We start from the raw sequence: 13,314 nt of genomic DNA on the forward strand, positions 1-13,314 counted from the left end.
GCGATCTTGCGTATCTGTGCACTGCACAATCTCAGCAATTCTTGTGCCGCCAATTGTGCGTACTCGAACATCAACGGGGTAGATATGTCAGACGAGAATAAACAGGGGCTGCAGTCGGCATTTCGCCGCAAGCTGCTGATGGGAATGGCGGCGATTCCCGCCCTCACCATGCTTCCTCGCCCATCTTTTGCAGACACGCCGGCAACCTCCGCGATCAACACCACCGGACTCGCGGTTACCGATACTGAAGTGACCGTGGGCATCCTGCATTCGGCCACCGGCACCATGGCGATCTCGGAAACCGGTTCGATCGAGTCCGAAAAGCTCGCGATCGCGCAGATCAACGAAGCCGGCGGCATCCTCGGCCGCAAGATCAAGATCATCCAGGAAGACGGCGCCAGCGATTGGCCGACCTTCGCGGAAAAGGCCAAGAAGCTTCTGGTCAACGACAAGGTCGCGGCGATCATGGGCTGCTGGACTTCCGCCTCGCGCAAGGCGGTGCTGCCGGTTCTCGAACAATATAACGGCATGCTCTACTATCCGACCTTCTATGAAGGCCTCGAGCAGTCCAAGAACGTGATCTACACCGGCCAGGAAGCCACCCAGCAGATCCTTGCCGGCCTGAACTGGATCAACAAGGAGCATGGTGCGAAGACGTTCTTCTTCGTCGGTTCGGATTACATCTGGCCGCGCACCTCGAACAAAATCGCGCGCAAGCACGTCGAACAACATCTCACGGGCTGCAAGGTTGTCGGCGAAGAATATTATCCGCTCGGCAACACCCAGTTCAACTCGGTCATCAACAAGATCAAGCTGACCAAGCCCGACGTGATCTTTACCGACGTCGTCGGCGGTTCGAACGTGGCATTCTACAAGCAGCTCAAGGCGGCCGGTATCGACCTGTCGAAGCAGTTGCTGCTGACGATCTCGGTGACCGAGGACGAAATCGACGGCATCGGCGGCGAGAACATCGCTGGCGCCTATGCCTGCATGAAGTACTTCCAGTCGCTCGACAATCCGAACAACAAGCTGTTCGTTCCCGCCTTCAAGAAGATGTGGGGCGAGAAGACCGTGATCGGCGACGTGACACAGGCTGCCTATCTGGGCCCGTGGCTGTGGAAATTAACCGCTGAGAAGGCCGGCAGCTTCGACGTCGACAAGATCGCGGCGGCTTCTCCCGGTATCGAATTCAAGGGCGCGCCGGAAGGTTACGTGCGGATCCATGAAAACCATCATCTCTGGTCGAAGACCCGCGTCGGCCGCGCCAAGCTCGATGGTCAGTTCGAACTGGTGTTCGAGACCAAGGATCTGGTCGAGCCGGATCCGTTCCCCAAGGGCTACCAGTAAGAGCGCTACGGGAAGAACGCGCGGTCTCTCGCGTGCGTTCTTCCCGAGCCGTCTCTCCCTGGCGCGGATTTTGCAAATCGTTTTGTAAATGGTTTGGCAGTCCGCGCTTGAAGACCCCGCGCCGCGAATGGGCTCGCGGCGCGGGACTTATCCCTGACGCGGGACTTTCCCTGACGGAGGACATCGATGTTTGGCGACTATTCGATTGGTGATCTCGGCTCGATCTTCGTCATGCAGGGCTTCGCCGGCCTGATCCTGTTCTCGGTCTACGTGCTGATGGCGCTCGGTCTTGCGATCATCTTCGGCCAGATGGGCGTCATCAACATGGCCCATGGCGAGTTCATGATCCTCGGCGCCTACGTCACCTGGATGACCTCGAATTTCTTCCAGGCCTATCTTCCCGGATTGTTCGCCGGCTACTTCTTCCTCGCGATGATATTGGCGTTTATCGTCTCCGGTGCGCTCGGAATGCTCGTGGAATGGGCACTGATACGCCATCTTTACAAGCGCCCGCTGGATACGCTGCTCGCGACCTGGGGCTTGAGCTTGATCCTGCAGCAGGCCTATCGCTCGATTTTCGGCGCGCGTGAAGTCGGTGTCGAACTGCCGCAGTGGATGCTCGGCTCGCTGAATCTCAGCGACAGCATTCAGATCCCGATCAACGGCATCTTCGTGATGACGCTGACATTGCTGATCACGGCCGTGGTTGGCTATCTCATGTACAAATCGCGCTGGGGCCGTCAGGTCCGCGCCGTGGTGCAGAACCGCATCATGGCCGGCGCGGTCGGCATCAACACCGAAAAGGTCGACCGTTACACCTTCGGCCTCGGCTGCGGCATCGCCGGTATCGCCGGCAGCGCCTTCACCATGATCGGCTCGACCGGGCCGACCTCCGGCCAGCTCTACATCGTCGACACCTTCCTGGTGGTGGTGTTCGGCGGCGCCGCCAGCCTGCTTGGCACCATCGCATCCGCCTTCAGCATTTCGCAGACCCAATCGACGCTGGAGTTCTTCCTGTCGGGATCGATGGCGAAAGTCATCACACTGCTCGCCGTTGTCGGAATTCTGATGCTGCGGCCGCAGGGTCTGTTCGCCCTCAAGGTCCGAAAATAACAAAAGGGGCTGAAGCCATGACCGCCAATCGCTTTGTCAATCGATCGGAGCTTATCGGAATTCTGGTCCTCGCCGCTTTCCTCGTGGTGATCCTGCCGCTCTGCCTCGATGTCTTCCGGCTCAACCTGGTCGCCAAATATCTGACCTACGCCTTCGTCGCATTGGGCCTGGTGATCTGCTGGGGCTATGGCGGCATTCTCAGCCTGGGGCAGGGCGTGTTCTTCGGCCTCGGCGGTTACTGCATGGCGATGTTCCTCAAGCTCGAGGCATCTTCGGTCGAAAACACCAAGATCCAGTCGACCCCCGGCATTCCCGATTTCATGGACTGGAATCAGATCACTTCGCTGCCGTACTTCTGGCGGCCGTTTCACAGTCTCACCTTCACCATCGCCGCCATCATCCTGGTGCCCGGTATCTTTGCCCTGATCATCGGTGCCGCGATGTTCAAGCGCCGGGTCGGCGGCACCTACTTTGCCATCATCACCCAGGCGGTCGCGGCCATCCTGACCATCCTGATCGTGGGACAACAAGGTTACACCGGCGGCATCAATGGCATGACCGACCTGCGCACCCTGAAGGGATGGGACATCCGGCCGGATCACGCCAAGATCGTGCTGTATTTCTTTGAAGTAGGTTGTTTGTTCGCCTGCATCTTCATCGCCCAGTTCATCCGGCATTCGAAGCTTGGGCGCATCCTGATCGCGATGCGCGACAAGGAGGATCGGGTCCGGTTCTCCGGCTATAGCGTCGCCAACTTCAAGATCTTCGCCTTCACCGTCGCCGCGGTGTTTTCCGCGATCGGTGGCGCCATGTTCGCGCTCAATGTCGGCTTCATGTCGCCCTCCTTTGTCGGCATCGTGCCGTCGATCGAGATGGTGATCTACACCGCGGTGGGTGGACGCCTCTCCATCCTCGGCGCAGTCTACGGCACGCTGCTGGTCAACTTCGCCAAGACCAGCCTGTCGGAATCCTTTCCGGAGTTGTGGCTGTTCGGGCTCGGCGGCCTGTTCATTGCGGTCGTTCTGGCCTTCCCGGACGGTATCGCCGGCATCTGGGCCGATTATGTGCAGCCGCGCATCGATCGCTTGGTCGGCTCGCGCAAGCCAGGCTGGGTCGCGTCCATCGACAGCTCCGTCGCCGACGGCGCGCCGGCCGAGTGAGGAGACAATCATGATCATCGGTCATCAACCCAAGGAATTCCTGCTCTCAGTCGAGGCGCTGACGGTTTCTTTCGACGGATTCAAGGCCGTCAACGACCTGTCGTTCTATGTCGAGGAAAACGAGATCCGCGTCATCATCGGGCCCAACGGCGCCGGCAAGACCACGGTGCTCGACCTGATCTGCGGCAAGACCAAAGCCACCTCCGGCTCGATTCATTTCCGTGACAAGGACCTCACGAAGATGAAGGAGAACCAGATCGTGCAGGCCGGGGTCGGCCGCAAATTCCAGACGCCGTCGATCTACGACGATCTCACGGTGTTCGAGAATCTCGAAATATCATTTCCGCGCGGCCGCACCGTGTTCGGCGCGTTGACCTTCACGCGCGACGCCACGGTTCGTGACCGCGTCCATGAAGTCGCCGAGATGATCTTCCTGAAGGACAAACTCAACGTAAAGGCCGAACTGCTCAGCCATGGCCAGAAGCAATGGCTCGAGATCGGCATGCTGCTGATCCAGGATCCGGAATTGTTGATGCTCGACGAGCCTGTCGCCGGCATGAGCGTCAGCGAGCGGGTCAAGACCGCCGAATTGCTCAACACCATCATCAAGAACCGATCGGTGCTGGTGATCGAACACGACATGAAATTCGTCGAGGACATCGCTCACAAGGTCACGGTGCTGCATCAGGGCCAGATCCTGTCGGAAGGCACCATGGATCACGTCAAGAACGATCCGAAAGTCATCGAAGTCTATCTCGGGCACTAAGGCAGGATCCCTGCGACAAACGCGAAGCGTTTGCGCGGAGATCATGCCCTAGCGCTACAGGACAAGGAGCACGTTAATGCTGGCTATCTCGGATCTGCATGTCGCCTACGGCCAGAGCGAGGTGCTGCATGGCCTCAACGTCGCGGTCGCGCCCAACGAAATCGTTGCGATCATGGGCCGCAACGGCATGGGCAAGACCACGCTGATGAAGTCGCTGATGGGCATCGTGCCGACCAAGAGCGGCTCGGTGACCATGGAAGGCGCGGAGATCAGCAAGCTGAAGAGCTTCGAGCGGGTCTCCAAGGGTCTCGCTTACGTCCCGCAGGGCCGCATGATCTTTTCGACCATGACGGTGAAGGAAAATATCGAGACCGGCCTTGTCACATCGGGTGACAGCGAAGTGCCGGGCGACATCTACGAGCTGTTTCCGGTGCTGCTGGAGATGAAGGGGCGCCGCGGCGGCAATCTGTCCGGCGGTCAGCAACAGCAGCTGGCGATCGCGCGTGCGCTCGCCACCAAGCCCAAGGTGCTGTTGCTGGATGAGCCGACCGAAGGCATTCAGCCGTCGATCATCCAGGAGATGGCGCGCACCTTGAAGCGGATTCGCGACCAGCGCGGGCTATCGATCGTGGTCTCCGAGCAGGTTCTCAGCTTCGCGCTCGATATCGCCGATCGCGTGCTCGTCATCGAGAATGGCGAGATCGTGCGCGACGATCCGCGGGCCAGCGTCGATGCGGCGCAGATCTCGAAATATTTGTCGGTCTAAGTCCTAACCTGAAGTCCTATCTCTGAAGTCTAATCTTTGAAGTCCTGCCAAAACGCGTAAACAAGGGGAGCTAATTGATGCCAGATACACTGATCAAGGTCGATCTCACGCAGTCGGCTTATGAAAACGACAAGATCCACAACCGCTGGCATCCCGATATCCCGATCGTGGAGTGGGTCAGTCCGGGCGACGACTTCATCATCGAGACCGTCGACTGGACCGGCGGCTTCATCAAGAACAACGATTCGGCCGATGACGTGCGCGACATCGATCTATCGATCGTGCACTTCCTGTCCGGCCCGATCGGCGTCAAGGGCGCGGAGCCCGGCGATCTCCTGGTGGTCGATCTGCTCGATGTCGGTCCGCTGAAGGAAAGCCTCTGGGGCTTTAATGGCTTCTTCTCCAAGCAAAATGGCGGCGGCTTCCTGACCGATCATTTCCCGCTGGCGCAGAAATCGATCTGGGACATCAAGGGCCTCTACACCTCGTCGCGCCATATCCCCGGCGTGAATTTCGCCGGCCTGATCCATCCGGGCCTGATCGGCTGTCTGCCGGATCCGAAGATGCTGGCGACCTGGAACGAGCGCGAGGCCGCGCTCATCGCGACCGATCCGACCCGGGTGCCCGGATTGGCCAACCCGCCATTCGCCCCGACCGCGCATGCCGGCCAGGCCAAGGGCGACGCCAAGGCCAAGATCGGCGCCGAAGGCGCCCGCACGGTGCCGCCGCGCGAACATGGCGGCAACTGCGACATCAAGGATCTGTCGCGCGGCTCGAAGATCTACTTCCCGGTCTATGTGCCTGGCGCCGGTCTCTCGATGGGCGACCTGCATTTCAGCCAGGGCGACGGCGAAATCACCTTCTGCGGCGCCATCGAAATGGCGGGCTGGCTGCACATCAAGGTCGACCTCATCAAGGGCGGCGTCGCCAAATACGGCATCAAGAATCCCGTGTTCAAGCCGTCGCCGATCACGCCGAACTACAAGGACTATCTGATCTTCGAGGGCATCTCGGTCGACGAGCAAGGCAAGCAGCATTATCTCGATGTGCACATTGCCTATCGCCAGGCCTGCCTGAACGCGATCGAATATCTCAAGAAGTTCGGCTATTCCGGCGCCCAGGCTTACTCGATCCTCGGCACCGCGCCGTGCCAGGGCCACATCTCGGGCGTGGTCGACGTCCCGAACGCCTGCGCGACGTTGTGGCTGCCGACGGAGATATTCGACTTCGACATCATGCCGTCGTCGGGCGGTCCGATCAAACACATCAAGGGCGACATCCAGATGCCGCTCTCACAGGACAAGTAGCTCCCTGCGACGGGGCGTGGGGCGGTGCGTATTTGCCGCCCCACATCCACTCGCATGTAGAGCATGATCCGGAAAAGTGGACACCGGTTTTCCTCGGGACAAACGCGAAGGGTTTGCCCGGAGATCATGCTCAAAATAAAGAGATCGAAGCGCTGGGGAGAATAAAATGCCTGTTTACGATTATCTCTGTAACGAGTGCGGTCCGTTCACCGATATGCGCCCGATGGCGGAATGCGACGAGCCGCAGGATTGTCCACAATGCGCCAGCGAAGCGCCGCGCGCGATCCTGACCGCGCCGAATTTTTTCTGCATGTCGTCCGACAAGCGCAAGGCGCACGCCACCAACGAACGCAGCTCCAACGCGCCGAAGACGGTCGATCAATACAAGGCGTCGCATGGCCCGGGCTGCGGCTGCTGTTCGAGCGGCAAGCCGGCGCGTCTGGTGACCAAGACCAAAAGCGGCGCCAAGAGTTTTCCAACCGCGCGACCGTGGATGATCAGCCACTAGCGGGTGATTGGGAATAGGTCCGGCGCAGCGTCGTGGACCACCTCTCCCCGCCGGGGAGAGGTCGATTTGCGCAGCAAATCGGGTGAGGGGCACTTAACGAGAGGCCGTAACCCCTCACCCCAACCCTCTCCCGATCGAAGTCGGATATATCCGACTTCGATCGATATGATGCCCAACTCGGGTAAACCCGAGTTGGGTGGGAGAGGCAGCGCGCTCCCGTTGCTGCTATCGCTTGATCTAATCTCATCTCACCGGGCTTTGGTCCTCAATCCCGGCCGGCCTCGATCATGGCTTGCGCGAGGCGTGCCGGATTTGAGAAGCACAATTCGTGGCTGCCCGGCACCTGGACCAGGCGAAACAGTCCGAGCTTCTGCGACAGCCGCGGATGCCAGGGCAGGCCATGCGGCAGTGCGGTGTCCTCGGTGCAGTTGATGTAGGACTTCGGCATCGTCATTTCGGCAGGATTGGTGCGCAGCGATATCTTGTCGGTAAACGTCTTCATCGGGTGCGGATTGAGAATGTCATAGGCCCGCTGCGCGGTTTCCAGATCCGCATCGTTGATGAAGGCTTCGCGCCAGATCGGAAACGGCAGCACCACCGAGCCGTCGCCGCGCTCGGCAAAGACGGCGTCGAACAGCCCGACATATTGCGGCGGCACCATATCGTTGAGGCACTCGCCATTGTCGGGGACGAACGCATTCCAGTAGACGAGACGGCGTATCCGCTCGGCGGCGCGATCGGCCACGCCGGTGATGACCATCCCGCCATAGCTATGCCCGACCAGCACGACGTCTTTCAGGTTGTTCTCGGCGAGATAATCGACGATCGACTGGATCGCTTCGTCAAGCCCGCTGGTCTTGGCGTCGCCGGGGCGGTTGCCCCTCAGGGTGGGGGTGAAGACGGTATGGCCGGCAGCCCGGATCACAGTCGCGACCGGCTCCAATTCCGCGCCGGTATGCCAGGCGCCGTGGACGAGGACGTAGGTGGACATGTTGAAGCCCCTTGGTCGGTTGTGGTTAGATGGTTGTCAGGCAGGCGCGCTTGCCCGGATTCCCTTAAATTGGGGGCGGTCCGTCGATTGCCTGATCGCATCCTAGGATTGGCGCCAAGCCCGCGCTTGGCCGAGGCTGAACAAGATTGGTCTGGGAGTGCACTCGATGGGACACGGCCTTCACACCGGCAGCGCGCCTCCGGAACGACCCCGCCAGTTCGTCTGGGAGACCAATGAAGCCAGGCCGGTCGAACAGTTCGCCTATTATCGCGAGGCGATATGCCAGGCGTTCATGAATCTGACGCCGGAGCCACCGGCCGCGGCGCGCTTTCGGGCCAAGGTCGAATCGGTCCGGCTTGGCCAGGGTGCGCTCAATCGGGTGTCGTTTCCGCAGCACATCGTCCGGCGTACGCCTGCCGACATCGCCGCATCCCGCAGCCGTTGCTATTATCTCAATTTGAAGCTGGCGGGCCGCAGCCATATCCAGCAGGCGGGGCGCGATGTGGTGCTGTCGCCGGGGCAGGTCGGGATATTCGACAGCGGGCAGTTGTTCGCGCTACATCACGACGGGGCGGCATCGTTCAAGGTGGCTTCGTTCTGGGTACCGTATCAGGACCTGCACGACCGCCTGCCGGGTTCGTTCGATTTCGCGGCGACGCGCCTTTCCGATGATCCGTTCGTCGGCCATCTCATCGCGGAGACGGCGCGGACGTTGAACTCAACCGCGCAGACCGCGTCCGAGAGCGACAGCGTCCGGCTGTTCGACGTCATGCTCGACCTCGTGGCCTTGAGCCTGTCGCGACAGAGCCGGGCCCGCACGGCGGAGGCGGCGAACTTTGCCGACGCGACGGTGCTGGCGTTGCAGCGTGCGGTTCACGACCGACTCCGGCAGCCCAGTCTCTCACCGTCGACGGTTGCCGCCGTGGTCGGGATCAGCGAACGATATGTTCACAAGCTGTTCGAGCGAACCGGCAGCACGTTTGCCGCTTACGTGATCGATCGCCGCCTCGATGGCGCGGCGGCCGATCTGACACGTCCGGCGTTGGCGGGGCGGACCGCGGGAGCGATTGCGTTCGACTGGGGTTTTTCCGATTTGTCGCACTTCACGCGGCGCTTCAAGCAACGCTTTGGATGCACACCCGGCGAATGGCGCCATCGGCCGGCTGCGCCAGCACACTAGCGCTGTGATTCACAAGGCTCATCGATCGGGTTCGATCATGGTGGCGTGCAGCAGATAGCGTTCGGGGCCCGACGTCAGCGCATCGAACGGCCAGCAGGTCGACAGCACCAGCCCGTAGCCGTCGGCCAGCGGATCGATATCAGAGGCATCGAAGCGCACCACCGAACTAGAGTCCGCGCGATAGCGGAACATCCGGCCATCGCTGCGCGTGACGTCGATCTCGTCGCCGATGGCGACGTTGCGCAGAAAGCGAAAATGCGTATCGCGGTGGGCGGAATAGACCGCGACGCCGCGTTCGCCGGCATCGGGTGTCAGTTCGACATGGCCGGGGCCGAAAGCAAGCGCCTGTCCGCTAGAGCCCGATAGCACGATGGCGCTGGCGCCGATGCGCTTCACCTCGATGCGCGCAACCGGCCAGGTATCCGCCCACGACCAGGGTTTTGTCGGATGACCGGTTGCGATGGTCGCATCAAACGCCCGCTCCAGCAGAACCTGCGCGAGCAACGCCTTGGCGTGGATGTAAGCGCCCTGGCCGAGCAGCAGGAGGCCGATGAGCGTGAGCAGGAGGGGAGTGATGAAACGGGGCATGTGATTCACTTTCGTCATTGCGAGCGAAGCGAAGCAATCCAGGGCAACAAGGAAGAGCTGGATTGCTTCGTCGCTTCGCTCCTCGCAATGACGGTGGAGAGGTCATTCGACAAAAACTCGCGCGCGCGGCCCTTGGGGGACGGAGGGCCGCGCGCGCTTTGCAGGAGGAGGGTGGGGCGCCTCCTCCATCTCGCGCGACGTCAGTTCGCAAACCGCTGACGCCGGTTCAACAGCAGCCACATCAGGCCCAGCATCAAGAGGATCGAGCCCGCGATCATCCTGAGTTCAGCGTCGGTCGCGGTCTTCGGCAACTTGACCGCGTCGGGCATCGGCGCGGGCAGCGCGCGTTTCATCGCGGTCTGGCCTTTGACATCGCCGGCGTCGGCGCGGCGCTCTTTCAACGGTGCAGGCAATTGCGGGCGGTCGCCGAATACTTTGGCAAAATCCCAGCCCGCCGGCAGATTGAGCGGCAGATCGGTCAGCTTCAGCGGCTCGCCTTCGGGACGGCTCGGCGTGGTGTCGACTGCGACGAGGCTGGTCAGCCGGGTCACCAATTGGTGCTGCAACGCGAGCGCCAGAATGGTCTTGTCGGCATCCTCGGGGCTGACCTGGCGCGTGGTGCGCGCGATCTCGGCGTCGCTGATCTTGCGACGCGCCCATAGTTTGGAGAGGCCCTTGCCTTCGGCCGCATTGGCCAGCGGAAGGGTCACGACCCAGGGCCGGTCGCCGATGCGCCCCTTGAACTCGACCGAGCCTTTGAGTTTGTCGAGTTTTGCGGCCAGCACCAGCGGCTCGCCGCGATAGAGGTCGGGGATCGCAGCCGGCGTAAAGTCCGCGGCGGCGTCGGAGAATTTGGCGACAAGATTCGTCACCGCGGGATTCTCCAGCTTGGCGAACAGGCCGCGCATGCGCTCCTCGACCTGGTCGACCGAACCGATATGGGTGAAGGCGCCGCGTCCGAGTTCGGCGGCGCGCGTCATCAGATAGGTGTTGGGCGCCGAGCCGATCCCGACCATGAACACCCGCGAGCGGCCGCGCATCGCATTAATGGTTTCGAACAATTGCTCTTCATTGCCGATATCGCCATCGGTCAGGAACACCACCTGGCGCAGCGTATTGCTATCGGCGCCGGAATGATCGGTCAGCGCCGCGCGCATCGCCGGCACCATTTCGGTGCCGCCTTGCGCCTGCAAAGCCGTGACGAACGCGGTGGCCTCGGCGATATGCGCGGCATCGGCCGGCACCGAATCCGCGAATAGCACGTCCATGGTGTGATCGAAGCGGATCACGTTGAAGCGGTCACCGGCTTGCAGGCGGCCGAGGCCGTAGATCAGGCTGGCCTTGGCCTGCGTGATAGAGGTGCCGCCCATCGAGCCGGAATTGTCGATCACGAAGACCACCTCGCGGGGCAGCGGTTTCTGTTCGGCCTGCTCGACCGCGGGCGGCGTGACAAAAGCCAGCACATAGTCGGCATCGCCGACATGCTCGCGGAACAGCCCGACCGATGGCGCCTGTTCCGCCGCCGGCTTCCAGGTCAATTCGAAGTCGCGATCGGCCGGCACCGGACCGTCGGCGAGCGTGATGGTTCGCGTGGCCGCATCGGGGCTATCGATCTTGACGGCATGGAACGGGCTCTTGACGTCGCCAAGCGGAAAGCCGGCCTGCAAATGCACGGTGATCGTGGTCGGATTGACCGGCGCATGCAGCGCGGGGTCCAGCACCTGCGACGTAATGCGGTCGCGATCCGGCACCGGATCCGAGACGGTCGCACCCCAGCCGCCGCCGTCGGCGCGCAGATCGACGCTCTGCACCACGGGCGCCGGCGTGTAGCGCGGCCCGACCACCAGCGGCACCCGCAACGAGAATTCATTGCCGGATTGATGCACCGGCTCCTGGTACTCGATCTGCACCAGCACGGTTTCGCCGGGACCGATATTGGCGACCGAATTGGTGAACATATTCGGCCGTTCCTGTTCGGTCAGCGCCGCCTTGCGACCGCTGGCGCGCGCCTGTTCGTAAATCACTTTGGCCTGCTGCCGCTCCTTGATGTCGCCGACAATGACGCGGTCGCCGACCACCATCTTGAGCGTATCGACGGCGCCGCCGTCGGGCAGCGGATAGACGTAAGTCGCCTCGACCCAACTTTGCGTCGGGTTGCGAAAAATCTGCGTGACGCGGGCGCGGATGGTCGGCCCCGACACCGTGAGGTCGACATCGACGCCGAGCCTGATAGCATCGGCATAGCCGTCGTCGGTCTTGAGCAGCAGCGTGCCGGTGTGCGCATCGCCCGGTCGCGCGAACACCTGTGGCGCTTCCTGTGACCACACCGGCTCGAAGCTGACAAACAGCGCGGCAAACCCAATCAGGATCACGGTGAGGCATTGCATCACCACGAACAGCAGCAGCCGTGTCAGGCTCGCCAGGTTAGAGGGCCCGAGATTCAGGGCCCGCAGAGACAAGGCTGCGAGGTTGGCGTGCCGGTAAGTCTCACTCTCGTCGCAAGTCGTCTCGTCGCAGGTGGTCATTTTCGTCACTCCCCGAAGGACATCTTCGTCGCGTCGATTTGTGCGGAACGGCCGTCGTGGCGCGAGCGGAATGATCGGCCTAGTTCCGGCGTTGTCCGGCTTGGAACGCCGCGGCCGATGGCGGCTTTGTGCGGCTTTGTGCGGAGATGTGCGTCTGCTACACTACGGGAAGAGTTAGCAGGGGTGACCATGCAGACGACGGACAAGCCGCTTTCTGACGAGCAAAGCCAGCAGGTGGCCGAGACCATTCGCGAGGAAATCGCGCGCCGCCGCATCTCCCGGCAAGCGCTGGCCGAGCAGGCCAAGCTCAGTCTTTCCACGCTGGAAAAAGTGCTCGGCGGCCGCCGCCCGTTCACCTTGGCAACCACCGTGCGGCTCGAACAGGCGCTGGGGGTTTCGCTGCGCAAGGCCCAGGAAAAGACACCGGACAAGACACGGGATTTGGCCGCGCCTGTCATCGCCGTCAGCGGCGACGTCGCGCCGGACAGTCTGGGGGCGTATTCGCGCCGCGCGGTGACGCATCTGGAAGGCGGCTATGTGACGCTGCGGCCGTCGTTCGGCGACAAAGAGTCGATCTACGTCTATCGCACCGAGATCAGCTGGGATGAAGCGGCCTCGTCGCTGGTATTCCGCGAAGGCGAGCGAACCGACGCGGCCTACACGCAGTTCGGTTCGGTCGCGGTGCCGCACCAATCCGGCTTTATCTATCTGGTCACCAACCAGCACGGTCAGCATCGCCTGATCACGGTATCGCGTCCGACCATCTCGGGCGAGATGTACGGCATCATCACCACGCTGTTGGCCGGACGCGGTTCGGTGCTGACGCCGATCGCAGCCCCGATCGTGTTGTTGCCGGCCAGGATGATCCCGTCTCCGACCGTCGGGCGGATTTCATCCGGCGACGTCAATTACGCGCTCTATCGCGAGTATCTGCGCCGTACCATCGACGAGCCGTTCGCGATTTTGTTGCCGGGGTAGCTCAGCGGGTCGTCCCTGCGAACGAGCCTGTGAAACTATCTCGGCCGTCATCCTGAGAGGCCGTGAAACAATGGACGCCGTCATC

12 protein-coding genes are annotated in these 13,314 nt (G+C 61.8%); 9 read left to right on the top strand and 3 right to left on the bottom strand.

Annotated features, from left to right (window positions below):
• Positions 1 to 84: 84 nt before the first annotated feature.
• The 7 genes from urtA (at position 85) to GSQ88_RS02210 (ending at position 6,967) form a co-directional block, all read left to right on the top strand.
• Entirely contained in the window at positions 85 to 1,347 is a 1,263-nt protein-coding gene (gene urtA / locus GSQ88_RS02180; protein ID WP_159005744.1) for an urea ABC transporter substrate-binding protein, read from the top strand.
• A gap of 186 nt (positions 1,348 to 1,533) precedes the next feature.
• Positions 1,534 to 2,460, top strand: a complete 927-nt coding sequence (gene urtB / locus GSQ88_RS02185; RefSeq protein WP_159005745.1) for an urea ABC transporter permease subunit UrtB — start codon at positions 1,534 to 1,536, stop codon at positions 2,458 to 2,460.
• A 17-nt stretch (positions 2,461 to 2,477) separates the two neighbouring features.
• Positions 2,478 to 3,620 carry an urea ABC transporter permease subunit UrtC gene (urtC, locus tag GSQ88_RS02190; RefSeq protein WP_159005746.1) on the top strand — a complete coding sequence of 381 codons (1,143 nt, stop codon included), beginning with the start codon at positions 2,478 to 2,480 and terminating at the stop codon, positions 3,618 to 3,620.
• A gap of 10 nt (positions 3,621 to 3,630) precedes the next feature.
• Positions 3,631 to 4,386: an urea ABC transporter ATP-binding protein UrtD gene (gene urtD / locus GSQ88_RS02195; protein ID WP_159005747.1), complete on the top strand. Its 756-nt coding sequence runs from the start codon at positions 3,631 to 3,633 to the stop codon at positions 4,384 to 4,386.
• A gap of 76 nt (positions 4,387 to 4,462) precedes the next feature.
• The gene (gene urtE, locus GSQ88_RS02200) at positions 4,463 to 5,152 is read left to right on the top strand and encodes an urea ABC transporter ATP-binding subunit UrtE (protein ID WP_159005748.1); all 690 of its coding nucleotides are present in this window, start codon (positions 4,463 to 4,465) and stop codon (positions 5,150 to 5,152) included.
• A 77-nt stretch (positions 5,153 to 5,229) separates the two neighbouring features.
• A complete protein-coding gene (gene fmdA / locus GSQ88_RS02205; protein ID WP_159005749.1) occupies positions 5,230 to 6,459 on the top strand; it encodes a formamidase in 1,230 nt (409 codons plus the stop codon).
• Between the two features lie 166 nt (positions 6,460 to 6,625).
• Positions 6,626 to 6,967, top strand: coding sequence for an FmdB family zinc ribbon protein (locus tag GSQ88_RS02210; RefSeq protein ID WP_159005750.1), 342 nt, complete (start codon positions 6,626 to 6,628; stop codon positions 6,965 to 6,967).
• Between the two features lie 265 nt (positions 6,968 to 7,232).
• Here GSQ88_RS02210 and GSQ88_RS02215 read toward each other — a convergent pair whose 3' ends face one another.
• A complete protein-coding gene (locus GSQ88_RS02215) occupies positions 7,233 to 7,958 on the bottom strand; it encodes an alpha/beta fold hydrolase (protein WP_159005751.1) in 726 nt (241 codons plus the stop codon).
• A 166-nt stretch (positions 7,959 to 8,124) separates the two neighbouring features.
• Here GSQ88_RS02215 and GSQ88_RS02220 point away from each other — a divergent pair, with 166 nt between their 5' ends.
• Positions 8,125 to 9,138, top strand: a complete 1,014-nt coding sequence (locus tag GSQ88_RS02220) for a helix-turn-helix domain-containing protein (RefSeq protein WP_159005752.1) — start codon at positions 8,125 to 8,127, stop codon at positions 9,136 to 9,138.
• An 18-nt stretch (positions 9,139 to 9,156) separates the two neighbouring features.
• On the opposite strand, the gene GSQ88_RS02225 is transcribed toward GSQ88_RS02220, so the two are convergent.
• Both GSQ88_RS02225 and GSQ88_RS02230 read right to left on the bottom strand, forming a co-directional pair.
• Positions 9,157 to 9,726 (bottom strand): class GN sortase, encoded by a 570-nt coding sequence (locus GSQ88_RS02225; RefSeq protein ID WP_159005753.1) that lies wholly within the window; start codon positions 9,724 to 9,726, stop codon positions 9,157 to 9,159.
• Between the two features lie 200 nt (positions 9,727 to 9,926).
• Positions 9,927 to 12,251: a marine proteobacterial sortase target protein gene (locus GSQ88_RS02230; protein WP_159005754.1), complete on the bottom strand. Its 2,325-nt coding sequence runs from the start codon at positions 12,249 to 12,251 to the stop codon at positions 9,927 to 9,929.
• A 189-nt stretch (positions 12,252 to 12,440) separates the two neighbouring features.
• On the opposite strand from GSQ88_RS02230, the gene GSQ88_RS02235 reads away from it, so the two are divergent.
• On the top strand, positions 12,441 to 13,229 hold the full coding sequence (locus tag GSQ88_RS02235; RefSeq protein ID WP_159005755.1) for a helix-turn-helix domain-containing protein: 789 nt from the start codon (positions 12,441 to 12,443) through the stop codon (positions 13,227 to 13,229).
• The last annotated feature ends 85 nt before the right edge of the window (positions 13,230 to 13,314 follow it).

Source organism: Bradyrhizobium sp. S69 (genome assembly GCF_009766005.1).
Lineage (GTDB): Bacteria > Pseudomonadota > Alphaproteobacteria > Rhizobiales > Xanthobacteraceae > Bradyrhizobium.

Excerpts from the sequence above, each read along its gene's own strand:
- urtA (WP_159005744.1), top strand. The coding sequence starts at position 85 with ATGTCAGACGAGAATAAACAGGGGCTGCAGTCGGCATTTCGCCGCAAG.
- urtB (WP_159005745.1), top strand. The coding sequence starts at position 1,534 with ATGTTTGGCGACTATTCGATTGGTGATCTCGGCTCGATCTTCGTCATG.
- urtC (WP_159005746.1), top strand. The coding sequence starts at position 2,478 with ATGACCGCCAATCGCTTTGTCAATCGATCGGAGCTTATCGGAATTCTG.
- urtD (WP_159005747.1), top strand. The coding sequence starts at position 3,631 with ATGATCATCGGTCATCAACCCAAGGAATTCCTGCTCTCAGTCGAGGCG.
- urtE (WP_159005748.1), top strand. The coding sequence starts at position 4,463 with ATGCTGGCTATCTCGGATCTGCATGTCGCCTACGGCCAGAGCGAGGTG.
- fmdA (WP_159005749.1), top strand. The coding sequence starts at position 5,230 with ATGCCAGATACACTGATCAAGGTCGATCTCACGCAGTCGGCTTATGAA.
- GSQ88_RS02210 (WP_159005750.1), top strand. The coding sequence starts at position 6,626 with ATGCCTGTTTACGATTATCTCTGTAACGAGTGCGGTCCGTTCACCGAT.
- GSQ88_RS02215 (WP_159005751.1), bottom strand. The coding sequence starts at position 7,958 with ATGTCCACCTACGTCCTCGTCCACGGCGCCTGGCATACCGGCGCGGAA.
- GSQ88_RS02220 (WP_159005752.1), top strand. The coding sequence starts at position 8,125 with ATGGGACACGGCCTTCACACCGGCAGCGCGCCTCCGGAACGACCCCGC.
- GSQ88_RS02225 (WP_159005753.1), bottom strand. The coding sequence starts at position 9,726 with ATGCCCCGTTTCATCACTCCCCTCCTGCTCACGCTCATCGGCCTCCTG.
- GSQ88_RS02230 (WP_159005754.1), bottom strand. The coding sequence starts at position 12,251 with ATGACCACCTGCGACGAGACGACTTGCGACGAGAGTGAGACTTACCGG.
- GSQ88_RS02235 (WP_159005755.1), top strand. The coding sequence starts at position 12,441 with ATGCAGACGACGGACAAGCCGCTTTCTGACGAGCAAAGCCAGCAGGTG.